This window comes from Micromonospora sp. M61 (assembly GCF_018070245.1).
Taxonomy (GTDB): domain Bacteria; phylum Actinomycetota; class Actinomycetes; order Mycobacteriales; family Micromonosporaceae; genus Micromonospora; species Micromonospora zamorensis.
This window is the reverse complement of record NZ_JAGPYA010000003.1, coordinates 108,475-130,914: the sequence shown is the minus strand read 5'-3', so window position 1 is coordinate 130,914 and position 22,440 is coordinate 108,475. Positions and strand designations below refer to the sequence as shown.

The 22,440-nt window shown below is 72.6% G+C and carries 25 protein-coding genes; 10 read left to right on the top strand and 15 right to left on the bottom strand.

Going from position 1 to position 22,440, the window contains the following annotated elements; all coding sequences use genetic code 11:
* Window positions 1-52: 52 nt before the first annotated feature.
* Both KBX34_RS02895 and KBX34_RS02890 read right to left on the bottom strand, forming a co-directional pair.
* Window positions 53-1,075: an adenosine deaminase gene (locus KBX34_RS02895; RefSeq protein ID WP_210923095.1), complete on the bottom strand. Its 1,023-nt coding sequence runs from the start codon at window positions 1,073-1,075 to the stop codon at window positions 53-55.
* Window positions 1,072-1,866 carry a trans-aconitate 2-methyltransferase gene (locus KBX34_RS02890; protein WP_210923093.1) on the bottom strand — a complete coding sequence of 265 codons (795 nt, stop codon included), beginning with the start codon at window positions 1,864-1,866 and terminating at the stop codon, window positions 1,072-1,074. Before KBX34_RS02890 ends, KBX34_RS02895 begins: the two co-directional genes overlap by 4 nt.
* A gap of 84 nt (window positions 1,867-1,950) precedes the next feature.
* Here KBX34_RS02890 and KBX34_RS02885 point away from each other — a divergent pair, with 84 nt between their 5' ends.
* Both KBX34_RS02885 and KBX34_RS02880 read left to right on the top strand, forming a co-directional pair.
* Complete coding sequence (locus KBX34_RS02885) at window positions 1,951-2,934, top strand: aldo/keto reductase (protein WP_210793091.1); 984 nt, start codon at window positions 1,951-1,953, stop codon at window positions 2,932-2,934.
* A gap of 88 nt (window positions 2,935-3,022) precedes the next feature.
* On the top strand, window positions 3,023-3,217 hold the full coding sequence (locus KBX34_RS02880; RefSeq protein ID WP_088947347.1) for a hypothetical protein: 195 nt from the start codon (window positions 3,023-3,025) through the stop codon (window positions 3,215-3,217).
* Between the two features lie 117 nt (window positions 3,218-3,334).
* Here KBX34_RS02880 and KBX34_RS02875 read toward each other — a convergent pair whose 3' ends face one another.
* The 7 genes from KBX34_RS02875 to KBX34_RS02845 all read right to left on the bottom strand — a co-directional run bounded on the left by KBX34_RS02875 (window position 3,335) and on the right by KBX34_RS02845 (window position 7,752).
* Window positions 3,335-3,538: a cold-shock protein gene (locus tag KBX34_RS02875; protein WP_030338233.1), complete on the bottom strand. Its 204-nt coding sequence runs from the start codon at window positions 3,536-3,538 to the stop codon at window positions 3,335-3,337.
* A gap of 288 nt (window positions 3,539-3,826) precedes the next feature.
* Window positions 3,827-4,087 carry a DUF4235 domain-containing protein gene (locus tag KBX34_RS02870; protein ID WP_371409995.1) on the bottom strand — a complete coding sequence of 87 codons (261 nt, stop codon included), beginning with the start codon at window positions 4,085-4,087 and terminating at the stop codon, window positions 3,827-3,829.
* An 8-nt stretch (window positions 4,088-4,095) separates the two neighbouring features.
* Window positions 4,096-4,470, bottom strand: coding sequence for a DUF3618 domain-containing protein (locus KBX34_RS02865; protein WP_210793092.1), 375 nt, complete (start codon window positions 4,468-4,470; stop codon window positions 4,096-4,098).
* Entirely contained in the window at window positions 4,467-4,901 is a 435-nt protein-coding gene (locus KBX34_RS02860; protein ID WP_210793093.1) for a phage holin family protein, read from the bottom strand. The genes KBX34_RS02865 and KBX34_RS02860 overlap by 4 nt, the downstream gene beginning before the upstream one ends.
* 333 nt (window positions 4,902-5,234) lie before the next feature.
* Window positions 5,235-6,422 carry a mechanosensitive ion channel family protein gene (locus KBX34_RS02855; RefSeq protein WP_210923092.1) on the bottom strand — a complete coding sequence of 396 codons (1,188 nt, stop codon included), beginning with the start codon at window positions 6,420-6,422 and terminating at the stop codon, window positions 5,235-5,237.
* Between the two features lie 83 nt (window positions 6,423-6,505).
* Window positions 6,506-7,327, bottom strand: a complete 822-nt coding sequence (locus KBX34_RS02850) for a DUF1206 domain-containing protein (protein WP_210923089.1) — start codon at window positions 7,325-7,327, stop codon at window positions 6,506-6,508.
* Window positions 7,328-7,386: 59 nt separating this feature from the next.
* A complete protein-coding gene (locus tag KBX34_RS02845; RefSeq protein ID WP_141908766.1) occupies window positions 7,387-7,752 on the bottom strand; it encodes a hypothetical protein in 366 nt (121 codons plus the stop codon).
* A gap of 96 nt (window positions 7,753-7,848) precedes the next feature.
* Between KBX34_RS02845 and KBX34_RS02840 the strand changes: the two genes are divergently transcribed.
* Together KBX34_RS02840 and KBX34_RS02835 are read left to right on the top strand one after the other, a co-directional pair.
* Window positions 7,849-9,075 (top strand): cysteine desulfurase-like protein, encoded by a 1,227-nt coding sequence (locus tag KBX34_RS02840; protein WP_210923087.1) that lies wholly within the window; start codon window positions 7,849-7,851, stop codon window positions 9,073-9,075.
* Complete coding sequence (locus tag KBX34_RS02835) at window positions 9,072-9,359, top strand: GNAT family N-acetyltransferase (RefSeq protein ID WP_088947340.1); 288 nt, start codon at window positions 9,072-9,074, stop codon at window positions 9,357-9,359. The genes KBX34_RS02840 and KBX34_RS02835 overlap by 4 nt, the downstream gene beginning before the upstream one ends.
* A gap of 14 nt (window positions 9,360-9,373) precedes the next feature.
* Here KBX34_RS02835 and KBX34_RS02830 read toward each other — a convergent pair whose 3' ends face one another.
* Complete coding sequence (locus KBX34_RS02830) at window positions 9,374-10,864, bottom strand: glycoside hydrolase family 3 protein (RefSeq protein ID WP_210923085.1); 1,491 nt, start codon at window positions 10,862-10,864, stop codon at window positions 9,374-9,376.
* 216 nt (window positions 10,865-11,080) lie between these two features.
* Between KBX34_RS02830 and KBX34_RS33965 the strand changes: the two genes are divergently transcribed.
* From KBX34_RS33965 to KBX34_RS02815, 4 genes are all read left to right on the top strand, one after another.
* Window positions 11,081-11,206: a hypothetical protein gene (locus KBX34_RS33965; protein ID WP_255421242.1), complete on the top strand. Its 126-nt coding sequence runs from the start codon at window positions 11,081-11,083 to the stop codon at window positions 11,204-11,206.
* A gap of 99 nt (window positions 11,207-11,305) precedes the next feature.
* Window positions 11,306-12,256: a TIGR03557 family F420-dependent LLM class oxidoreductase gene (locus KBX34_RS02825; protein WP_210793098.1), complete on the top strand. Its 951-nt coding sequence runs from the start codon at window positions 11,306-11,308 to the stop codon at window positions 12,254-12,256.
* A 105-nt stretch (window positions 12,257-12,361) separates the two neighbouring features.
* On the top strand, window positions 12,362-13,993 hold the full coding sequence (locus tag KBX34_RS02820) for an ATP-dependent DNA helicase RecQ (RefSeq protein ID WP_088951614.1): 1,632 nt from the start codon (window positions 12,362-12,364) through the stop codon (window positions 13,991-13,993).
* An 88-nt stretch (window positions 13,994-14,081) separates the two neighbouring features.
* Window positions 14,082-14,585 (top strand): hypothetical protein, encoded by a 504-nt coding sequence (locus KBX34_RS02815; protein WP_210923083.1) that lies wholly within the window; start codon window positions 14,082-14,084, stop codon window positions 14,583-14,585.
* Between the two features lie 137 nt (window positions 14,586-14,722).
* On the opposite strand, the gene KBX34_RS02810 is transcribed toward KBX34_RS02815, so the two are convergent.
* Window positions 14,723-16,309, bottom strand: coding sequence for an MFS transporter (locus KBX34_RS02810; protein WP_210923081.1), 1,587 nt, complete (start codon window positions 16,307-16,309; stop codon window positions 14,723-14,725).
* 82 nt (window positions 16,310-16,391) lie between these two features.
* Between KBX34_RS02810 and KBX34_RS02805 the strand changes: the two genes are divergently transcribed.
* Together KBX34_RS02805 and KBX34_RS02800 are read left to right on the top strand one after the other, a co-directional pair.
* The gene (locus tag KBX34_RS02805; RefSeq protein ID WP_210793100.1) at window positions 16,392-17,153 is read left to right on the top strand and encodes a TetR/AcrR family transcriptional regulator; all 762 of its coding nucleotides are present in this window, start codon (window positions 16,392-16,394) and stop codon (window positions 17,151-17,153) included.
* 9 nt (window positions 17,154-17,162) lie between these two features.
* Complete coding sequence (locus KBX34_RS02800) at window positions 17,163-18,197, top strand: helix-turn-helix domain-containing protein (RefSeq protein ID WP_088947335.1); 1,035 nt, start codon at window positions 17,163-17,165, stop codon at window positions 18,195-18,197.
* A gap of 152 nt (window positions 18,198-18,349) precedes the next feature.
* Here KBX34_RS02800 and KBX34_RS02795 read toward each other — a convergent pair whose 3' ends face one another.
* From KBX34_RS02795 to KBX34_RS02780, 4 genes are read right to left on the bottom strand one after another with little or no spacing between them, the layout of a single operon-like run.
* Window positions 18,350-19,333 carry a DNA topoisomerase IB gene (locus KBX34_RS02795; protein WP_210923079.1) on the bottom strand — a complete coding sequence of 328 codons (984 nt, stop codon included), beginning with the start codon at window positions 19,331-19,333 and terminating at the stop codon, window positions 18,350-18,352.
* The gene (locus KBX34_RS02790; protein ID WP_210793103.1) at window positions 19,317-20,270 is read right to left on the bottom strand and encodes a glycosyltransferase family 9 protein; all 954 of its coding nucleotides are present in this window, start codon (window positions 20,268-20,270) and stop codon (window positions 19,317-19,319) included. Before KBX34_RS02790 ends, KBX34_RS02795 begins: the two co-directional genes overlap by 17 nt.
* A complete protein-coding gene (locus KBX34_RS02785) occupies window positions 20,267-20,968 on the bottom strand; it encodes an SDR family oxidoreductase (RefSeq protein ID WP_099852115.1) in 702 nt (233 codons plus the stop codon). The genes KBX34_RS02790 and KBX34_RS02785 overlap by 4 nt, the downstream gene beginning before the upstream one ends.
* Window positions 20,965-22,437: a PfkB family carbohydrate kinase gene (locus tag KBX34_RS02780; protein ID WP_210793104.1), complete on the bottom strand. Its 1,473-nt coding sequence runs from the start codon at window positions 22,435-22,437 to the stop codon at window positions 20,965-20,967. Before KBX34_RS02780 ends, KBX34_RS02785 begins: the two co-directional genes overlap by 4 nt.
* Between the last annotated feature and the right edge of the window lie 3 nt (window positions 22,438-22,440).

The window sequence follows — 22,440 nt, the reverse complement described above, 5'->3', positions numbered from 1 at the left end:
GCCCCGCTCCCCCGAACGGCCCAGCGGCTCAGCCGCGCTCCGGCCGCCCAGCTCAGCCGGCGGTGGCGAGGTACGCGTCGATCTCGGCGCTGATCCGCTGCTTGCCGGCGGGGTCGAGGAAGGACGCGGTCACCGCGTTGCGGGCCAGCCCGGCCAGACCCTCGCGACCGGCCCCGAGCAGACGGGCCGCCACCGCGTACTCGTCGTTGAGGGTCGTGCCGAACATCGGCGGGTCGTCGGAGTTGATGGTGACCAGCAGCCCGGCCTCGACCAGCTGGGGCAGCGGGTGTTCGTCGAGGCTGGCCACCGCCCGGGTCCGTACGTTGGACGTCGGGCAGATCTCCATCCCGATCTGCCGCTCGGCCAGGTGTGTGAGCAGCTCCGGGTCCTGTGCGGCGGAGATGCCGTGCCCGATGCGCTCGGCGCCCAGCTCGTTCAGCGCGTCCCAGATCGTCTGCGGCCCGGTGGTCTCCCCGGCGTGCGGCACCGAGCGCAGGCCGGCCGCGCGGGCCTGGTCGAAGTAGGGCCGGAACTGCGGTCGGGGCACGCCGATCTCCGGGCCACCCAGACCGAAGCTGACCAGCCCGTCCGGGCGTTCCTCCAGGGCGATGCGCAGCGTCTCCTCGGCGGAGGGCAGACCCGCCTCGCCGGGGATGTCGAAGCACCAGCGCAGTTCGAGGCCGAAGTCGGCCAGGGCACGCCGGCGGGCGTCCTCGATCGCCTCGCAGAACGCCGGCGCGGGGATGCCCCGGCTCACGTGCGAGTACGGGGTGATGGTCAGCTCCGCGTACCGGACCTGTTGGCGTGCCAGCTCCCGGGCCACCTCGTGGGTGAGGATCCAGACGTCCTCCGGGTCGCGGATGAGGTCCACCACACTCAGGTAGACCTCGATGAAGTGCGCGAAGTCACGGAACTCGAAGTAGGCGGCGAGCGCCTCCGGGTCGGCCGGCACGGGGGTGCGTCCCTCATGGCGGGCTGCCAGCTCGGCGACGATCCGGGGCGAGGCGGAGCCGACGTGGTGCACGTGCAGCTCCACCTTGGGCAGGCCGGCGATGAAGGTGGGCAGGTCGGTCACGGGTTCTCCTGGGCATGGTCGCCGGTGCGGGCGACGACGAAGACGCGGCGGAACGGGAAGTACACCTGACCCTGCCGCACCGGGTACGCCGCGGTGAGTCGTACCCCCAGCTCGGCCCGGAAGGCCGACCAGCCGGCGGCGTCCAGCGCGGCCCGGACCGGGCGCAGCGCGGTGCCTTCCATCCAGGTCAGCACCGGGTGCTCGGCGGCGGGCCGAGCCGGCAGCAGGTGCACGTAGGTAGTCTCCCAGGCGTCCACGGCGCAGCCGGCGGCGGTCAGCAGCGCCGCGTAGTCGGCCGGGTCGTCGACCGGGTCCGCGCGCAGCAGCGGGGCGATCTCGGCCCGCCAGGCCGGCTGGTCGGCGACCTCGCGCAGGGCGCGGTGCGACGGGGCGGCGAAGTTGCCGGGAACCTGCAGGGCCAGCCACCCCCCGGCGGGCAGCTCGCCGGCCCAGCTGCGCAGCAGCTCCTGGTGACCCGGCACCCACTGGAGCGCGGCGTTGCTGACCACCACGTCCTCGTCGCCGGTCGGACGCCAGTCGCGCAGGTCGGCGACCGCGAAGTCGACGGGAGTGCCGAGGGCGGCGGCCCTGTCGATCATCTCGGGTGAGGAGTCCAGGCCGCGCACCCGGCTGGTCGGCCAGCGCTGGGCGAGGGTGGCGGTGAGCTGGCCAGGGCCGCAGCCGAGGTCGACCACGGCCCGGGGCCGCTCGGCGGGGATCCGCGCGACGAGGTCGTGGAACGGCCGGGACCGCTCGTCGCCGAAGCGCAGGTAGGTGGTCGGGTCCCACATCGCAGCCTCCCAAACCGTACGTCCGTCTTGTTTCAAGATACGGCTCGCGTGGCAGGCCGGCAACCCGATCACTAGGCTCGGGGCATGGAACAGCGCAGCTTCAACCGGCTCGGCCGGACCGTCGGCGCGGTCGGCCTGGGCGCCTGGCAGCTCGGCGCCGACTGGGGCACCGTCAGCGAGGGCGACGCGATGGCGGTGCTCGCCGCCGCCGTGGACTCCGGAGTCACCTTCCTCGACACCGCCGACGTGTACGGCGACGGTCGCAGCGAGCAGCTGATCGGCCGCTTCCTGCGCTCCCGACCCGACGCCGGGCTCACCGTCGCCACCAAGATGGGCCGCCGCGTCGAGCAGCGGCCGGAGGCGTACACCCTGGCCAACTTCCGGCAGTGGACCGACCGCTCCCGAGCCAACCTGGGCATGGACACGCTGGACCTCGTCCAGCTGCACTGCCCGCCCACCGCCGTGTTCTCCTCCGACGAGGTCTTCGACGGCCTCGACACCCTCGTCGCCGAGAAGGCCATCGCCGGGTACGGGGTCAGCGTCGAGACCTGCGACCAGGCCCTCACCGCGATCGCCCGGCCGGGCGTGGCGAGCGTCCAGATCATCCTCAACGCGGTCCGCCACAAGCCGCTGGAGCGCGTCCTGCCAGCAGCCGCGGCGGCCGGCGTGGGCATCATCGCCCGGGTGCCACTGGCCAGCGGCCTGCTCTCCGGCCGGTACGACGAGAACACCGAGTTCGCCGCCGACGACCACCGCAACTTCAACCGCACCGGCGCGGCCTTCGACGTCGGCGAGACGTTCTCCGGCGTCGACTTCGCGCAGGGCCTCGCCGCCGTACGCCGGCTGGCGCCGCTGGTCGACGCGGACCGCACGATGGCGCAGTTCGCGTTGCGCTGGGTGCTCGACCAGGCGGGCGTCACCGTGGTCATCCCCGGTGCCCGCGACGCTGACCAGGCCCGGCGCAACGCCGCTGCGGCGGACCTGTCGTCGCTGAGCGACGACCAACTGGCAGCCGTACGCGAGACCTACGACGAGCTGATCCGCCCGCAGGTGCACGACCGGTGGTGACCCGCACGCCCGGGGTGCTCGCGTCGCGCCACCCGGCCGACCATGCTGGAGGGCGACGCGCCGCCTCGGGTGTCGGAGAGGGGACGCGATGAGGGGCTGGCTTTCGCTCACCCTCGGCCTGCTGGCCGTCGTGATCGGTGCCGTGTGGACGGTGCAGGGCCTCGGCTATGTCAGCGGCAGCGTGATGACCGACCAGAAGATCTGGGCGGTGATCGGCCCGATCGTGGCACTGGTCGGGCTGGTGGTGCTCTGGCTCGGCCTGCGCTCGCGCCGCCGACGCTGACCAACTGGCCCTGGTGGCCTGGCACGGAAAAGCCCCGCATCCCTGGAAGGATGCGGGGCTTTTCAACGGCCCTGTGCCGGACCGTCCCACTGACCGGCGGGGGGCCGGCCATCTCACTCAGATGGGACGGACCTGCTCAGCCTGCGGGCCCTTCTGACCCTGAGCGATCTCGAACTCCACCCGCTGGTTCTCCTCCAGCGAGCGGTAGCCGCTGGTCTGGATGGCCGAGAAGTGGACGAACACGTCAGCACCCCCACCATCGACGGTGATGAAGCCGAAGCCCTTGTCAGCGTTGAACCACTTCACGGTTCCCTGAGCCATGTGTATCTCCCTCGAAAAACTGGCGGCCGCGCACGCCGTCCGGCCGATTGGCCGTTTTCGAGCGGCGGTGCCTGAGGCGGCCCCACGAAGGAGACTTCTCTCAACCCACGCCATCTCGCAACAGCGGGGACCAGCAAATCACGGAGGTAAAAAGTCTGTCACGACCTCTCCGACGAATTTCTCCGACATGTGACCTGACGGATGCCTCAGTTCCGCTGGGCGGCGTCCGAAGCCATGCGAAAGCCCCCTTCCCATCGATGCGGGAAGGGGGCTGAAGTCGCTGTGTGGTCAGTCCGGCCAGCTGCCGGTCATCCGGCGGACGCCGACCGCGCCGCCCCGGTCCACAGCGGCCCGGACGACCGCGAAGATGGCCCCCTGCAACGCCGCCGCGGCCAGGATCTCGCCCCAGCCGCGATCCTCGTCGATGGCGTTGGGTGCCTCACCGTCGCCCGCGGTGACCTTCCAGACCTGCCGGAAGATCGCCCCGGCCACCGTGCCCGCGGCGATACCCAACAACACGCCGACCGGCCGGTATGCGACCCTGCCGATGTTTCTGCTCACCTACGCCTCCCCCGCACGATCATCAGCACCACCACGGTGGCCACCGCACCGGCAGCGATCGCCGCCCACGGCACCGGGTTGCGTCGCATCAACTCGCCCTTGTCGTGCGCCTGTGCGCGCACCAACTCACCCTTCTCGTAGGCCTGTGCGCGGGCCATTCCGGCACCACGCACGGCCTGCCCGCGAACCCGGGCGACGGTCTGCGCCGCCTGCTCGCGCATCCGCTCCTTCGCCTGCTCGGCGGAAACCTTCAGGCGCGCCTTGACGTCGGCCTTGGCGGCCAGCGCCTCCATCGTCTCGCCCAACTCGACCCGGGTGCGGCGGATCTCCTCGCGGAGCGCCTCCGTGTCGCCGGTCCCGTTGCCGGTCATTGCCGCCCCCTGTCCTTCACCGCGGCGGTGACGGTGTCCATGTCGGCCCGGAGGCTGCGGACCGTCGCCTCCGGCATCGGTGGGACCGCACGGCTGACCTGCTTCTTGCCCACCAGGGCAAGGATGCCGGCCACCAGGAAACAGGCGACCGCCACGATCAGCGCGGCGGCCCAGGCGGGCAACACCAGGTCGAGCAGCAGGATCGCCGTGACGACCAACGCGCCCAGGCCGTAGAACGCCAGTGCGCCGCCGCCGCCGAAGAGCCCGATGCCAATGCCCGCGTGCTTGCCCTTCTCGGTCAACTCCGCTCGGGCCAGCGCCAGTTCGTCCCGTACGAGACGGGAGACCTGCTCGGTGGCCCGCTGCACCAACTCGGCGGTGGAGGGCTCGCTCCCGTTCTGGGATGTGCGGGCGTTCGCCACGTCAGCCATGCTGTCCTCCTTTCCTCATCACCGCGCTGTATGCCCGGAGTCGCCGCCCGTCAATCCTAAAGCGCACCGAGCAGCTCACCGTCCGCGTTGTCGGGACGCCGCGCCGAGGACCGGCGCACCGTCCCACCCTGATCACGCCAGAGACGTCCGGCAGCACATCCCCCACCCAAGCCCGACCAAACCTCCCGCAACGGACCACCAACCCCGGTCGCGCAGCGGTGATCATGAGGTTGACGTGGACAAACCGGGCGCACCGGCCCGGCAAGTCCATGATCGCCACGGTCCTGCGGGCAGCACTCGGGCGGCGCGACGCGGCGGCCGGGCGCGGACCGGTCAGGGGCGGGTTTCTTCGGGGCCCACGAAGGCTTCACTGCGGGCGTCGCCGTCGTCGCTGCCACCGAAGACGCGAGCGTCGTCCGGTGCCTCGGTCTCCGACAGGCGGCGTGCCGGCCGCCTCGGCTGCACCCACTGCCAGGGCAGGTTGCTGCTGGAGTCGCCCAGCTCGGTGCGCATCCGGGGCATCGCGGTCGGGCGGTTGTCCCGGATCCAGGCCACCAGATGCTCGCGGACCAGGCAGCGCAGGTCCCACAGGCTGCCCGCGTCGGCGGCGCTGACCAGCGCGCGCATTCGTACCATCCCGCCGGTGGCGTCGGTGACCTGAAGGACGCAGACCCGGCCGTCCCACAGCTCGGTGCCCTCGACCATGCGGCGAAGCTCCTCGCGCATCGTCTGCACCGGCACCGCCCAGTCCACGTCGAACTCGGCGGTGCCGAGCACCGCCGCCTCGGTCCGCGTCCAGTTCTGGAACGGCTTGCTGGTGAAGTACGAGGTGGGCAGGATCAACCGCCGGTCGTCCCAGATCTGCACGACCACATAACTGAGGGTCAGCTCTTCGATCCGACCCCACTCCCCCTCGACGACGACCACGTCATCGAGCCGGACGGCGTCGCTGAACGCGAGCTGGAGGCCGGCGAACACGTTGCCGAGCAGGCTCTGGGCGGCGAGCGCGGCCACCACACCGACCACACCGGCCGAGGTCAGCACACCGGCGCCGATGCCCCGCACGCTGGGGAACGTCATCAGCATCACGCCGATGGTCAGGATGACGATCACCGCGATGGTCAGCCGGCGCAGCATCACCACCTGCGTCCGGACCCGCCGGGCGTGCCGGTTGTCCGGCACGTCGACCCGGAACCGCGCCAGCGCGGTGTCCTCTACGACGACCAGCAGCGAGGCCACCAGCCAGGCCGCGGTGGCGATGACGGCGAGGACGAGCAGGTGCAGCAGCAGGCGGCGCCAGCTCTCGCCGACCGCGTACCCGGTGCTGAAACGGACGGCGAACTGCACGGCGAGGACCGTCCCGGCGACCTGGAACGGGCGGTGCGCGTGGTCGGTCAGCTCGGTCATCAACAGCGAGCGACGGCCGAACCGCCGGGTCAGCCGGTGGACGACCTCGACCAGGAACAGGGCGACCGCCGCCGCGACGAGCGCGGCGACGGCCGTTTCGACATAGTTCTGCAAGGCTTCGGTGCTCCCCTTCGACCAGGCGTCGGGCACTCCGGGCAAAAGCCCAAGAGTGCCCGACGACCGTGGTATCGACCAGCTCAGACCTTGCGGTACCGGGACTGGAGGAAGCAGTAGACGCCGAAGGCGGCGATGCCCAGGGCGACCAGGGTCAGCAGGAAGGTGCCGTACGACTGCTCACGCAGGGTGTGCAGCGCGGCGTCCAGACCACGGGCCTTCTCCGGGTCGTAGTTCACGGCCGCGACGATGACCAGCAGACCGGCGATGCCGTACGCGACGCCCTTGGCCACGTATCCGGCCATGCCGAGCCGGCGGGCCAGTTGGCGGGTCTTCGGGCTCATCTCACCGGTCTTCAGGTGCTTCTCGAACTTCTTGAGGGCGCCGTAGATGACCAGGCCGACACCGATCGCGGCGAGCACCAGCCCGGCCAGGCCGACGAGCCAGCGACCACCGCTGGAGGTCATCAGCTTGCCGGTCAGCGCCTCCTGCTGGTCGGCGCTGTTCGACCCGGCGTCCTTGAAGACCTTGAACGCGGTCCAGGCGAAGTAGAGGTAGACGATGGTCCGGCCGGCCGAGGCGAGCCGTTCGATGACCTGCTCCTTGCCCCGCTCGGCGCGGTGCCCGACCGCCGCCTCCAGCGCCTGCCAGATCGCCATCGCGAGCAGGCCGACCGCGACGGCGATGACCAGGAACTTACCGAGGGGCTGTGACGAGAGGGTACGCAGCGCGCCGGACTGGTCGCCGTCGTCGGACGACTTGTCGAAGGCGATCTGCAATGCCAGCCAGGCGAAGAGGAGGTGGACGATGCCGTAGCCGATGAAGCCGGCCCGGGCGAGGAGTTCCAGCCACCGGCTGTCCGCCGTACGGGAGGCGGTGGCTTCGGCGCTACGGGTAAGTGACATGGCGTCACAATCTCCGATTGCGAAGATTCTCAAACGTCGGCCACCGCCGCCCGCCCAGGTCAGCTGCCCGGGTTACGCGCTACGCGAATCTTGACCTGTTGGTCGGTCACGCTGTCCAGGGTCACCCCGAAACCCCCGGCCTCGGCGGCCTGCTGGCCGGTGGTGAGGGTGAGCTGTTCGCCGGCGACCTCGACGGTCACCTGGTCACCCTCGGCGCCGACCAGCTTGGCCTCGACGCCCAGGATGGTGGTCCTCGCGTCGACACCCCGATCGAAGGTGACGGTGCAGGCGTCCACCGAACAGTCTGTGGAGGCGCCCTGGGAGCTGCAGCCGGCGAGCACGGCGATGCCGAGCGCCAGACCGGCGAACAGACCGGCGGCGCGGCGGACGGTGGGCATGGGCATGGTGGCGGGTCGGTTCGTCACCTCGCCAAGAGTACGAGACGCCCGCGATGTCACAGTCGATCGGTGATCAGCCGGTGGCTGGACGGGGTCGCGGGAGCACCGGCTAGGGTCCGGGACATGCCGTTCGACATCGCCCGCACCCGGGCCGCGTACCCCGCCCTGACCGAGGGCTTCGTCCACTTCGACGGGGCCGGGGGCACCCAGACCGCCGCCGGTGTGATCGACGCGGTCGCCGACGCCATGCGCGCGGCGGTCGGCAACCGCAGCGCCGCCAACGTACCGGGCCGCCGGTCGTTGGAGCTGGTGGCCGAGACCCGCTCGGCGGTGGCCGACCTGCTCGGCGCCGACCCGGCCGGGGTGGTGCTCGGCCCGAGTGCCACCGCGCTGACGTACACCCTGGCCCGCACGCTCGGCGCGACCTGGCGCCCGGGTGACGAGGTGGTGGTGTCCCGGCTCGACCACGACGCCAACATCCGGCCGTGGGTGCAGGCCGCCGAGGCGGCCGGTGCGACGGTGCGCTGGGCGGAGGTCGACCGGCACACCGGCGAACTGCCCGCCGCCCAGTACGCCGACCTGGTCGGCGAGCGGACCCGGCTGGTCGCGGTGACCGCCGGCAGCAACGCCATCGGCACCATGCCGGACGTGACGGCGATCGCCAAGATCGCGCACGCCGTCGGCGCGCTCGTACACGTCGACGGGGTGCACTCCGTTCCGCACGGGCCGACCGACCTGACCTCACTCGGCGCCGACGTGCTGGTGACCAGCGCGTACAAGTGGTCCGGGCCGCACCTGGCGGCGATGGTGGCCGACCCGGCCTACTGGGCGGCGCTACACCCGGCGAAGCTGGTGCCGTCCTCCGACGCGGTGCCGGACCGGTTCGAGTACGGCACGCCGAGTTTCCCGCTGCTGGCTGGGGTGACCGCGGCGGTCGATCACCTGGCCGGGCTGGACCCGGACGCGGTCGGGGACCGGCGGGCGCGGCTGCGGGCCGGTCTGGCCGCCGCCCAGGCGCACGAGGAGGCGCTGCTGGACCAGTTGCTCGCCGGGTTGGCCGAGCGGCCGGCGGTCACCGTGTACGGCTCGCCGGCCCGTCGCTGCCCGACGGTGTCGTTCCGGGTCGCCGGGATGTCGCCGGCGGCCACCCAGGAGGCGTTGGGCGCCGCCGGGTTCTGCCTGTCGGTCGGCGACTACTACGCCTACGAGTACTTCCAGATGATGGGTCTGCGGGACAGCGGCGGCGCGGTGCGGGCCAGCATCTACCACTACAACACGGCCGACGAGGTGGACCGGTTGCTCGGCGAACTCGACGCGCTGGCCGGCAGCACGGGGAGAATGGCCGGATGAGCACCCTGGTCGAGGACAACCCGGCGAAGCACCGCTTCGAGATCCTGGTCGACGACGCGTTGGCCGGCTTCACCGCGTACCTGATGCGCGGGGAGGTCCTGGTCTTCACCCACACCGAGGTGGACCGGGGCTTCCAGGGCAAGGGCGTGGGTGGCGCGTTGATCCGGGGCACCCTGGACGAGGTCCGCGCCCGGGGTGGCACCGTGGTGCCGCAGTGCCCGTTCATGGCCGCGTTCATCGACAAGCACCCCGAGTACGCCGACCTGGTCGCCGACCTGCCGTAGGCGGGACGGTCGGCTCAGCGGGTGCCGGTCAGCACCTCGGCGGCGGCCCAGCCACTGGCCCGGGTCGCGCCGTGGGTGGCCAGGTGCACCGACCCGGTCACCAGCTCCGGCACGCCCAGCTCGACCACTACCGCATCCGGGCGGGCGGCCAGCGCGCGTTGCACGGCGGAGCGCATCCAGTCGTGCCGGTGCAGGTCGCGGACCACCAGGACCAGTGGGCGGGTGCCGGCCCCGGCGCCCGGATCGGCCGGCACGTCGGGCTCGGCGTAGCGGACCGTGCTGGTGCCGGGCAGCAGCTCGCCCAGTGGCGCGCCGATGCCCCACGGGGTCTCCGCGCCGATGGCGATGTTGCGCAGCGGCTCGAACTCGACGACGTGCGCCGCGCGGGTCAACGGCAGCGCCCCGGCCGCGGCCCGGGCGGTGGTGACCCGAACGGCCCGGCGGGCGGCGACCAGCCCGACGTCGGCGGCACCGCGCACTCCGGCCGACCCGGCGGTGCGGGCGGCCATCGTCCAGGCGGCGAGTTGCCCGACCCGCTTGGCCGCCTCGGCGAGTCGTTCCTCGGGGAGCTCGCCGGAGACGACCGCGGCCACGATGGCGTCGCGCAGCTCGCGCACCGCCTGCTCGTCGGCCCGTTCGCCACCGACGCAGATCGCGTCGGCTCCGGCGGCGAGGGCGCGAACCGTCGCCCCGGCGAAGCCGTAGCGGTCGGCGACCGCGCGCATCTCCACCGCGTCGGTCACCACCACGCCGGAGAAGCCCATCTCGTCGCGGAGCAGCCCACCCAGGATGCGCTGACTCAGCGTGGCAGGCAGCTCCGGATCCAGAGCCGGCACCAGCAGGTGGCCGGTCATCACCGCCTGCGCCCCGGCGGCCACGGCGGCCCGGAACGGGGCCAGCTCGCAGGCGTCCAGCCGGGCCCGGTCGGCGGTGATGCGGGGCAGGTCATGGTGTGAGTCGACCCGGGTGTCGCCGTGGCCGGGGAAGTGCTTGGCGCAGGCCGCGACACCGCCAGCCTGGAGGCCGCGTACCCAGGCGGCGGTGTGTCGGGCGACCAGCGCCGGGTCGGCGCCGAAGGACCGCACTCCGATCACCGGGTTCTCCGGGTTGGAGTTGACGTCGGCGTCCGGGGCGTAGTTGAGGGTGACCCCCGCCGCGGCCAGCTCGACGCCGAGGTCCCGGGCGACCGCCTCGGTCAGCGCCGGGTCGTCGACGGCGCCGAGGGCGAAGTTGCCGGGCCGGGTGCTGCCGTGCACCGACTCGAGTCGGGTGACGTCGCCGGCCTCCTCGTCGATCGCCACGATGACGTCCGGCCGCTCCGCGCGCAGCGTTGCGGTGAGTGCCGCCACCTGCGCGGGGTCGACGACGTTGCGGGCGAACAGCACCACCGCGCCGAGGCCCTCACCGAGCCAGCGACACACCCACGGCGGCGGCGTGGTGCCGACGAACCCGGGTTGCAGGACGGCGGAGGCGAGCGCCGGGAGATGCCCGGCGGACCCGGTCACACCGCCCCCTCAGGACGGTCTGTCTCCAGCACCGGCGTCGGTGCGCCCCCGTCAAACCACTGGTCGCGCTCGCTCATGCGGCCCCCGTACCCCATCTCTCGCGCGCCCTCGGCGCACCGCCACCGGCAGGCGGTCATGCCATGGTCACACCGGGCGATTCAATAGTCAATAAACCTTACAGTTGCCTGGCGGCCCGCTCCCCGGGAGAGTGCGGGGATGGACCCCGCCCTGCTGGCCGACGCGACGAGCCCGGCCGACATCCCCGGCGTACGCCTGCTCGGCCTGGTGGTCGGCGCGCTGCTGCTGCTCGCCGCGATCCGGGCGATGTTCGGTCGACGCTGAGCGCCGCACACCGATCCGGGCCCGGCGAGCCGTGTGTGGCCGACCCCGCCCGGGGTACGGCATTCCCCATCAGCAGGTTCGCGCGCCGAAGGGGAAACGATGAAGATCGGATACTTTCTGTCCAGTGAGGAGTTCACGCCAGCCGAGCTGCTGGAGCAGGCGCGCGGTGCCGAACGGGCCGGCTTCGAGGCGCTGTGGATCTCCGACCACTACCACCCGTGGGTGGACGCGCAGGGCCAGAGCCCGTTCGTCTGGTCGATGATCGGCGCGCTCAGCCAGGTCTGCTCGCTCCCGGTGACCACTGCGGTGACCTGCCCGACCGTGCGGATCCACCCGGCCGTGATCGCGCAGGCGGCGGCGACCAGCGCGGTGCTGCACGGCGGGCGGTTCGTGCTCGGCGTCGGCACCGGCGAGGCGCTCAACGAGCACATCTTCGGTGACGCCTGGCCGCAGGCCGACGTCCGCCTGGAGATGCTGGAGGAGGCCGTCGAGGTGCTGCGCGCGCTGTGGGCCGGCGGCTTCGTCAGCCACCACGGCAAGCACTACACAGTCGAGCAGGCCCGGATCTACACGCTGCCCGACACTCCCCCGCCGATCTACGTCTCCGGCTTCGGGCCGAAGTCCATCGACCTGGCCGCCCGGATCGGCGACGGCTACGTGAGCACCATGCCCGACGGCGAGATGGTCCGGCGCTTCCGCGAGAACGGCGGCGGCGACAAGCCGTGCCAGGCCGGCTTCAAGGCGGCGTACGCGGACAGCGAGGACGAGGGCATGCGCATCGCGTACGAGCGCTGGCCGAACGCGGGGGTGCCGGGCGAGCTGTCCCAGGTGCTTCCCTCACCGCGCCACTTCGAGCAGGCCGCCGAGCTGGTCAAGCCGGAGATGGTCAGGGACGCGTTCGTCTGCGGCAACAGCGTCGACGCGCACCTGGAAATGATCGACAAGTACGCCAAGGCCGGCTTCGACGAGGTGTACGTGGCCAACACCGGCCCGCACTACCAGGGCCTGTTCGACCTGTACCAGCGCGAGGTCCTGCCCCGCCTGCGCTGAGCCCCGGATCAGACGAGCCGGCTACCCAGGGACATTGCCGATGCCCTGCCCATGATCGCCTGAATGCGTTTCGGCGGTCATGGGCTCGGGTACCTCCGGCCCTCGATGAAACTGTCCACGCATTCGATGACGTTGCGCCGCGCGGCCCGCAGCCTTTTCGGCTGGAAGGCGCTGAGGCCCAACCAGCTGGCCGCCATGCGCGCGGTCATGAAGCGACGTGACGCCCTGGTGGTGTTGCCCACCGGGGCTGGCAAGTCGGCGATCTACCAGATTCCGGCCAGCCTGATCCCCGGCCCCACCGTGGTGATCTCCCCACTGCTGGCCCTCCAGCAGGACCAGATCGCCTCCCTCAACGAGCGGCAACGCCCGGAGCTGCGGGCGGTGCGGATCAGCTCGAACGAGTCGCCCACCCAGCAGGCGGAGGCGATCACCGAGATCCGCGAGGGCCGGGCGGAGTTCCTGTTCATCACCCCGGAACAGCTCAGCAACCCGGACCGGATGGCCGAGGTCGCCGATCTGAAGCCGGCGCTGGTGGCGATCGACGAGGCGCACTGCATCTCGGCGTGGGGGCACGACTTCCGCCCCGACTACCTGGCGCTCGGGCACCTCATCGACGGCATCGGTCGGCCGCCGGTGGTCGCGCTGACCGCCACCGCCTCCCCTCCGGTACGCGACGACATCATCGCCCGGCTGCGGCTGCGCGACCCGGAGGTCGTTGTCTCCGGGCTGGACCGGTCGAACCTGTTCCTCGAGGTCGCGCACTGCCCGACCGAGGACTACCGGTGGCGGCGACTGGTCGCGCTGCTGAGCGACGACGAGCGGCCGGGGATCATCTACGTTCCGACCCGCCGCGCCGCCGAGGAACTGGCCACCCGGTTGACCGACGCCGGCTTCCCGGCGCAGTTCTACCACGGTGGAATGGCGGCCGGCGCCCGTGCTGAGCTGCACGAGGCGTTCCTCGCCGACCAGGTTCCCATCATGGTGGCGACGTCGGCGTTCGGCATGGGCATCGACAAGCCGAACATCGCCTGGGTGGCGCACATGGCGCTGCCCGACTCACCGGACAGCTACTTCCAGGAGATCGGCCGGGCAGGTCGCGACGGGCAACCGGCCCGGGTGCTGCTGCTCTGGCAGGCCGAGGACGTGGGCCTGCAGCGGTTCTTCAGCGGCGGCCTGCCCGACGTCGACGAGCTGCGCGACCTGGCCGCGTTGCTGCGCCGCAAGCCGGCCACCAAGACCGAGCTGCGCGAGACCACCGGCCTCGGGCCGCGCAAGCTGGGCCAGTACCTCTCCCTGCTGGAGCAGATCGGCGCCGCCGAGCCGCGCGCACGGCAGCGCATCGGCGCTCCCCGCTACTCCCCCGCCCCGGCGGACGCCGCCGCGGCGGCACTGGCCGAGGCGGAACGCCAGCAGACGGTGACCCGGTCCCGCACCGACATGATGCGGGCCTTCGCCGAGACCACCGCCTGCCGGGGGCAGACGCTGCTGGCCTACTTCGGCGAGCAGATGACGCAGGTGTGCGGCCACTGCGACAACTGCCACAACGGCACCAGCGTGGCCGACCAGGGTGCGGTCGGGCCGTTCCCGGTGCACAGCCAGGTGCGTCACCCGGAGTGGGGGCGCGGCATGGTGCTCTCCTACGAGGAGGACAAGATGACGGTTCTCTTCGATGAGGTCGGGTACAAGACGTTGTCGGTGCGCGTGGTGTCCGAACAGGGCCTGTTGACCCTGGACTAGCCTGACCCGGGCTCCCGTTGTCGGGCCCGTTGATCGACCAAGCGAAGCACCGAGTGACCAAGCAGAGCAGGGCGGAAGGGGCATTGCCGTGATCGAGCAGCCGGCGTACACCGGTTTCGGTTTCTCCGACGGGGAGTGGGGGTTGCTGGTCGGCCTGCCGCAGTCGGTTCTGACCGCGGCGAGCGCCGCCGAGTCCGACGGCACCCGCCGGACCATGGCGGAGACCGCTGCCGGCCTGGAGACCATCGCCGCCGGCCGGGAGTCGGCCAGCCCGCTGGTCGCGGCCGTGGCCGGCGAGATCGTGACCCGGGTCGGTGACCCGGAGACCGGTGCGGAGCTGCCGGTCATCGCGCCCGCCGACCCGAAGGCCATGATCGACGACGTGCTGCTGCGCGCCGGCGAGGCCTCCGCGCTGCTGGCCGCCCGGGTCGACGAGGGCGAGGCCGGTGCGTACAAGCACTGGCTCGTGAAGATCGCCGAGCAGGTCGTGGGCGCCGCGTCCAGCGGTGGGCTGCTGGGCATCGGAGGCGAGTCCGTCAGCGACTCCGAGCGGCGCTTCCGCGACCGGCTCGCGCACGTGCTCACCGACTGACGCCCCCGAGCAGCCACCCTGGTGGCGCGACCCCCCGTGGTGCGCAACGTTGATCGACTCGGTTTCCTGGAAACCGTGGCATCCCCGCGTTCGGGACGCCCCGACTTCCGGGAAACCGAGTCGATCATTTGGGGCGGCTACGCCTCGGCCGGCGCCGGCAGCGCGGTCGGCGTCGGGTCGCTCGGGAGCGCCGCGGTCGGGTCGGCCGGCTGGGCGCCGCGCAGCGTGACCAGCGCGGCGACCGCGCCCAGCACCATCGCCACCATGGCGGCGACCGCCGCGAGGTGCAACCCGTCGGTGAACGCGACCCGGGCGGCGTGCAGCACCGCGTCGGCCAGATCCGCCGGCAACTCCTGGGCCACCGCGAGCGCGCCGCCCAGGGTCTCCCGGGCAGCGTCACCGCTGTCGGCGGGCATCCCCGCCGGCAGTCCGTCGAGGATCTCGCGCCGGTAGACCGCCGCGCCCACGCTGCCGAGGATCGCCATTCCCAGCGCGCCGCCCAGCTCACTGCTGGACTCGGTCAGCGCCGACGCGACTCCGGCCTGCTCGGGCGGCGCCGCGCCGAGGACCAGCTCGGTGACGAGCGACATCACCATCACCAGACCACCGGCGTAGACACTGGCGCCGACGAGCAGCAGCCACAGCGGCGACTCCGGCGTGACACGGGTCAGCACCGCGAAGCCGAGCACGGCGATCCCGAACCCCGCTCCGATCAGGTACGCCCGCTCGACGCGCTGGGCGAGCGCGGCGGCGGCCGGCGCCACACCGCCCACAGCGAGGGACGGCACCAGGCTCCACAGTGCCGCTCGCAGCGGGCTAAGGCCGAGCACCAACTGGAGGTGCTGGGTGGTGAAGATGGCGAAGCCGACCAGCGCGAACATCGCCAGCAGGTTGACCGCGAGCGAGCCGGCGAAGCCGCGGCGACGGAACAACGCGAGGTCGATCATCGGGTACGCCCGGGTCCGCTGCCGGTGCAGGAACAGCGCGCCCATCAGCAGGCCGGCGACGATGGCGAGCACCCGCGCCGGGCTGAGGCCGTCGCGGGCCATCTCCTTGATGCCGTAGATCACCGGCAGCAGCGCGCCGAGGGACAGCGCGGCGCTGAACAGGTCGAACCGCCCGGTCGCCGGGTTGCGTGACTCCGGCACGAGGACCGGGGCGAGCAGGAGCAGCATCAGCATCGCCGGGATGTTGATCAGGAAGATCGAGCCCCACCAGAAGTGCTCCAGCAGGATGCCGCTGAGCACCGGGCCGAGCGCGATGCCGCCGGTGAGAGTGGCGGTCCAGATGCCGATGGCGGTGCCCCGCTGCTTGGCGTCGTGGAACAGGTTGCGCACCAGGGCGAGCGTGGACGGCATCAGGGTGGCCCCACCGATGCCGAGCACGGCGCGCGCGGCGATCAGCGTCGCGGCGCTGTCGGCGTACGCGGCCAGCAGCGACGCCGCCCCGAAAGCGGCGGCGCCGATCAGCAGGAGCCGGCGTCGGCCGATCCGGTCGCCCAGAGCACCCATGGTGATGAGCAGCCCGGCCAGCACGAAGCCGTAGATGTCGAAGATCCAGAGCTGCTGGGTGGCCGTGGGGCGCAGCTCCTCGCTGATGAACGGGACGGCGAAGTAGAGCACCGACACGTCCATCGAGACCAGGAGCAGCGGCAGCATCAGCACCGTGAACCCGATCCACTCCCGTCGGCCCGCCCGTGGTGCCGGTGTGGTCGTCGCCATCATGACCAGCCCCCCTTCTGCGTAGGTCGTACGCTGTTATGCGTAGACCATACGCAGAATTAGGATGGCGAGGCAAGGAGGAAATGTGGCGGCACAGACGGACGACAGCGGGCCAGCGATCCCGGCCTCCATCGAGAGCGCCTGGGGGCTGCGGGAACGACCACCCAAGGGCCCCCGGCCGGGGATGAGCGTGCCCGCCATCGTGGACGCCGCCGTACGGGTGGCCGACGCCGACGGGCTGGCAGCCGTCTCGATGAGCCGGGTCGCCAAGGAGCTGGGCGCCGCCACCATGGCTCTCTACCGCTACGTTGGCTCGAAGGACGAGCTGCTGATGCTCATGGTGGACACCGGCTACGGCCCGTCGCCGGGACCGCCTCCGCCGGAGACCGACTGGCGCGCCGGCCTGACCCGGTGGGCCTGGGCCGAGCACAGGGTGCTGCGGCACCGCGCCTGGTTGCTGCACGTGCCGATCACCGGCCCGCCGATCACCCCGCAGCAGCTCGGCTGGATGGAGGACGGGCTGCGCTGCCTCGACGGCACCGCCCTCGGTGAGGGCGAGAAGATGTCGGTGCTGCTGCTGCTCACCGGGTACGTCCGCAACGAGGCCACCCTCACGTCGCAGGTGGCCGAGGGCAGCAAGGCCGCCGGCGTCGCGCCCAGCGAGATGATGCCGGCGTACGGTCGGACGGTGGCCCGACTCATCGACCCGACTCGCTTTCCGGCGCTGCACCGGGTGCTGACCGCCGGCGTGCTCACCCAGGACGACGACCCCGACGACGAGTTCGCCTTCGGCCTGGACCGGATCCTCGACGGCGTCGAGGCCCTGATCCAGCGCCGAGCCAGCTGAGGGAACCGGATGCTGCCGAGAGACACCATCGACACCACGGTCCTGCCCCCGGGCGAGCGGTTCGGGATGTGGCTCGACCTCGTCGCGCGCACCTCCGCGCCGCTGCGCATCCAGTCCGCGCACGCCGACGACTTCGCCGCCCGCGCCGACTTCATCGAGCTGGGCCCGATCCAGCTGGTGGAATACCAGTACCCGTCGCTGGACGCCACCCGCACCCGCAAGCTGGTCCGCCAGTCCGACCCGGAGCTGTACATCCTCGCCCTCACCACCGGCGGCATCGGCACGTCCAGCCAGGACGGTCGCCGCAGTGAGATCCTGGCCGGCGAGTTCACCTTCTACGACGGGTCCCGACCGCACGACGTCTGCCACCACGCGACCGAGCCGGAGCGGGACCAGGCGAGCTCGATCATCACGTTGATCCCGCACGCCGCGCTGCCGTTGCCGCCGCAGCGGATGGCCGCGCTCTACGGCGGTCGGATGTCCGGCAGCGAGGGGATCGGGGCGCTGCTGGCGCAGTTCCTGTTGCAGGTGACCGGGCATCCCGAGCAGTACCATGCCGCCGACGCCAGCCGGCTCGGCACCGTGGGACTGGACCTGGCCACCACCATGCTCGGCCGGCACCTGGTCGCCGAGGACGCCGTGCCCACCGAGGTCCGCCGACGGGCGCTGCTCACCCAGGTGCAGGCGTACGTCCACCGGCACCTCGGTGACGCGACGCTCGGCCCACAGGTCCTCGCCGACGCCCACCACATCTCGGTGCGGTCGCTGCACCGGCTGTTCGAGGCCGAGCACACCACCGTGGCGTCGTACGTCCGGGGTCTGCGACTGGCCCGGTGCCGGCGTGACCTGTCCGACCCGGCGCTGCGCAACCAACCCGTACAGACCATCGCGGCGCGTTGGGGGTTCTCCGACAAAGCTCATTTCAGCCGGGCGTTCCGGGCGGCATACGGGGTGAGCCCGCAGGAACACCGCGACGGAGGCTCGCATCCGGCGCGGATCGTCAACCGGCCGGCATCAACGGTCAACTCACTGCCGGCAGACTGACACCAGCGCGTCCACCGTTCGATCGGTGGGCCGCCAACGGGGGCCGTGGCGCGGCGCCCGCCGCGAAAACGCGGCGGGCGGCCGCCCGGTGCACCCCTCATGCCTGAGGCCCCGGTCCCGCCACCTCCCCCCAGGATCGTTGGCGGGGCCGGTCAGGTCTTCTCCAGCAGCTCCAGGACCACCCGCTCGGCCTCCTCGCGTGGCGCCTGCGGGTCCACCGATGCCACCACCCCGTCGTGGTAAAGGTCAACGACCCGCGGATCCACGTAGGACGTCCTCGCCACCGTCGGGGTGTTGCCCAGCAACTCGGCCACCTCGCGCATCACCGCGACCACCGCCTTGCGCCGGGCGGTGACCGAGCGGGCCGGGCCGGCGGTGGCCAACTCGGTGGCGGCGAGCACTGTGGCGTGCCAGGTGCGGAAGTCCTTCGCGGTCATCTCCCCGCCACTGGCGTCACGCAGGTACCCGTTGACCTCGTCGCTGCGCACGTCGCGCCATTCCCGGCCGTCCCAGTAGCCGAACAGCCGGTCCGCCCACCGCCGACGACGGCGCAGATTGACCAGCACCTGGCACAACTCGGGGTCCTCGATCCGGCGTACCTGCTCGATGCCACCCTTCGCGGGGAACACGAAGACCACGCAGCCGCCCCGGGACCGGGCATGCTCGGGACGCAGGGTGGACACCCCGTACGTCGGGTCGTCGCCGGCCGCGTACTGGTCGCTGCCGACCCGGAACATCCCCATGTCCAGCAGTCGGGCCACCGTCGCCAGCACCCGGTCCCGGCCCAGCCCTCGGCCGTCCAGGTCACGCCCCACCCGCTCGCGCAGCACCGGCAGCCGGCGTGCCACCTCCAGCATGTGGTCGAACTTCGCCTCGTCCTGCTTCTCCCGCCAGCGGGGGTGGTAGACGTACTGCTTGCGCCCGGCCGCGTCGATCCCGATCGCCTGGATGTGCCCGTTCGCGTGCGGCGAGATCCAGACGTTCTGCCAGGCCGGAGGAATGACCAGCTCCCGCAGCCGGGCCAGGACCTCCGGGTCACGGACGGGATCGCCGGCCGGGTCGACGAAGGCCCAGCCCCGTCCACGTCGACGCCGCCCGTACCCCGGTCGACCCGGGTCGCTACGCCGCAACCGCACCGGAGACACGCACCAGCCTTTCCACCTCAGCCACGGCGGCCAGCACCGCGTCGAGACGCAGGGCCGCCATCGTCGGGTGGCTTCCTACCCCGTCCCACCTGGGCCAATCCCCGTCGCCGGCCCAGAGCACCCGGTGCCGGGGCCGGTCCGGTGGCGGCCCCCAGTGCGCCGGCGGGACCGGCCCGAAGAGCACGACCGAGGCGGTGCCGTACGCGGTGGCCAGGTGGGCGACCCCGGTGTCCCCGCTGACCACCAGCCGGGCGTGCGCCACCAGCGTGGCGAGCGCGCCGAGATCGGTGCGGCCGGCCAGCACGGCGTCGGACGGCAGGCCGGCCGCCTCGGCCACCCGTCCTGCCAGTGCCCCCTCGTCGGCCGATCCGGTGAGCAGCACCCGGTGCCCCTGCTCGCTGAGCGCCCGGGCCAGCGCGGCGAACCGCTCGGCGGGCCACCGCTTGGCGGGGACCTTGCTGCCGGGATGCAGCACTGTGACACCCGTGGGCAATCCTGCCGCCGCGGGCCGGCGCAGGTCGAGGTCGGAGCGGTCAGCCGCGATGTCGTACCAGGACAGCAGCCGGCACCACCGGTCCACCTCGTGCTCGTCGGCGGACCACCGCGGACCGTCGGTGTGGTCAGCCTCCGGGTTGGCGAAGGCGAACAGCCGGCCGGGCCGGGTGGCCGCGAGCAACCGGTGCGACTGCGGGCCGCGCCCGTGCAGGTTGACCGCGACCTGCGGGGCCGCCCCGACCCGGATGGGCCGGTCCAGCCCGGCCGTGTCCACCAGCCGGTCGACGCCGCCGACCAGGTCGACCAGCGGGGCCAACCAGGCGGGCGCGGCGAGCGCCAGTTCCCGGGACGGGTACGCGGCCCGCAGCGCCCGCAGCGCGGGCACGGCGGTAACCAGGTCGCCGACGCCGAGGGCGCGCAGCACGAGGATCACGGGTACGACGTCTCCTGCTCGGCGCAGACCACCAGCTCACGAACCGCGCAGCCGGGCGGCTGGTTGAGCGCGAACATGACGGCGGCGGCGGTGTCGGCGGGATCGTTGAGGATCGCGTCCGGCCCCGGCTTGTACTGCGGGTCGCGTTCGTCGAAGAACGCGGTGCGCATCCCACCCGGGATGAGCAGCGTGACACCGACCTGCCCGGCGAGCTCGGCGGCGAGGGCGCGGGTGAAGCCGACCACGCCGAACTTGGCCGCGCAGTACGCGGTGGCGTCGCTGACCGCCTTGACGCCCAGGGTGGAGGCGACAGTGACGATGCGCCCCCGGGACGTCAGCAGGAACGGCAGCGCGGCCCGGATCACCGCCGCCGTGGCCAGCAGGTCCACCGCGACGATCCGGTCCCAGGTCTCCCCCGGGACGTCCGCGAGTCGACCCGGCACGTCCGTGCCGGCCGCCGTCACCACCGCGTCCAGGCCGCCGGCCTGCTCGGCGAGGTGCTGGGTGGCCACCTCGGCGGCCCGCGTGTCGGCCAGGTCGCACTCGGTCCAGGACACCCCGTCGGCCGGCGGCTGCCGGTCCAGCACGATCGGTCGGCCACCGGACGCGGCCACCGCCGCGACCACCGCCGCGCCGAGCCCGCTCGCGCCGCCGGTAACCAGGACGGTGGGCCCGGCTCCGGGCCGCGTGGCGGTCATCGGACCCGCTCCGCGAGCGTCCGGACGATCATGTCGGTGGTGGAACGACCGTCCAGATAGGGCACCACCACCGTGTTTCCGCCCCACCGGCGCAGAACCTCCGCCTCCGGCAGGGTGGCCGAGGCGTCACCGCCGCCGGTGGCGTAGTCGCCACCCTTGACCCAGACGTCGGGCCGTATCCAGGACAGCGCCGCGTCCGGGGTCGGCTCGTCGAAGACGAGGACCGCGTCGACACAGCTCAGAGCGGCCAGCAGCCGACTGCGGTCACCCTCGGACATCACCGGCCGCTCCGGGCCCTTCAACCCGGCCACGCTGGCGTCGGAGTTCAGGCAGACGATCAGGCAGTCGCCGAGCTGCCGGGCGGCCTCCAGGGTGGCCACGTGCCCGGCGTGCAGCAGGTCGAAGCAACCACCGGTCGCCACCACCGTGCCACCTGCGGCCCGTACCTCACCCAGGAGCGTGGCGACCGCCGCGACTCCGACCCGGTCCCCACCGGGGCTGACCAGGGTGGCGTTCGCAGGGCCACCCCTCGTTCGCGACTGCGCGGATCGCAACCCGGACTCCCTCCTCGCGTTCGCCGCCGGAAGCGCCGCGGCCACTCCTCCACCCGCCACGAACCGGGACGCCTCGGCGACCGCCGCCTGCACCGCCTCGGAGACCAGGGCGCCCTGAGCCAACGCGAGGCTGGCAGCGGCCGCGAAGCGGTCGCCAGCTCCGCAGGTGTCCCCCTCCGCGCTGCCGGGGGTCGGCACCACCAGCGGCGTCGATCCGGCGTGGCAGAGCAGCGCGCCGTCACCGCCCAGCGTCACCGCGACCGCGCCGGCCCGCCAGCGCCGGCGGAGCCCCTGCGCACCACGCGAAGCGGTGGCCAGCCGGGAGGCACCGGGCAGCGCGGGAACCAGCTCCCGCACCTCCGACTCGTTCGGGGTGGCCAGGTGGACGCCGGGCACCGCCGCCGGACCGCGCGGATGCGGGTCCCACACCACCGGCGCGCGGGTCGCGGCCAACGCGTCACGAAGCGCGGGCTGCCGGGCCACCCCACGGCCGTAGTCGCTGACCAGCACCGCCGACGCTCCGGCGATCACCCGCAGCACCTCGTCGGAGGGCTGACCCGGCTCCCCGGACGCGCCACCGCGGTCGTGGCGCAGCAGCACCCGACCCCGAGCCCGTAGCCGGATCTTCTCCGGCGTCGCGCCGGAGAGAGCCAGGGGATACACCTGCACACCGGCGGCGGCGAGCAGCGTGCTCAGTCGGGCTCCGCCGGCGTCGTCGGCGAGCGCGGTCACCAGCACCACCTCGGCGCCCTGCGCGGCGGCGAACACCGCCGCCAGACCGGCGCCACCGGGTCGGTCGGTGGCCGCGGTCTCGTCGAGCACCGGCACCGGGGAGTCCGGGCAGAGCCGGTTCACCACCCCTTCCACGTCCCGGTCGAGCAGGGTGTCGCCGAGCACCACCACGGGTCCTCTCACGCT